The sequence below is a fragment of the Psychrobacter sp. 1Y4 genome (assembly GCF_051847555.1).
Window position 1 is genome coordinate 1 of record NZ_JBPYDE010000419.1, and the last position, 778, is coordinate 778.

The 778-nt window shown below is 38.8% G+C and carries 1 protein-coding gene; it reads right to left on the reverse strand.

Annotated features, from left to right (window positions below; all coding sequences use genetic code 11):
* Positions 1 to 532: 532 nt before the first annotated feature.
* A partial coding sequence (locus tag ACS8FC_RS16705) for a manganese efflux pump (protein WP_439297607.1) occupies positions 533 to 778 on the reverse strand: 246 nt, incomplete at its 5' end.

Sequence of the window (778 nt, forward strand, 5' to 3'; positions counted from 1 at the left end):
GGATGAAAACTGTACTAGTGCTGCATTATACATAGCATCGGCTGATATTTAACAATATGTAACAAAATCATTTTAAATATGTATGGTTTTAGAGATGTTCATCATTGTGCATCTCATCCTGATTTGTATCCAATCGCTAACAATATATAATTATCTTGATAAACAATTGCCCAATCGATATAGCGGATATATACTCCTATAAAAGCATATATTTGTAAGGGAGGCTAAATTGTTTATTAATCATAAAAGATGTCCGAAATGTGATACTAGCCTGAAACGTTCTGATTGGAACTGTAGCCATTGTGGCAACCAAAATTTGACGAATTGGATGCTCACTTTGCCTATGTGGGGCATTGGCATTCTTATCTTTACCATGGTTATCCTATTGATGATTAGCAATTTTTGTAGTGCTGAGATGTTCCGGTCATTTAGCAAGAGTTACGGTGTTATGTGCTGATTGTAGACAGAAAAAAGCCCATCCATATCAATAGATGGGCTTTTATTTATCAAGTAGCTAATATCTATCGAGTGACTAAAGATGACTAAATAAAATCCATGCACCGATAACCATCAGCATGACACCACCAAATATTTCAGCTCTGTGACCGATTATGGAGCCCAATGCCTTTCCTAACATCACCCCTAGCGTGACCATGACTGTGGTGGCCAAGCCAATCAGACCCGCCGCCAGCAAAATATTGACCTTGACAAATGCTAGGCTCACACCGACAGCCATGGCATCGATGCTGGTACCAAATGCAGTCAACGCAAGTTTAAG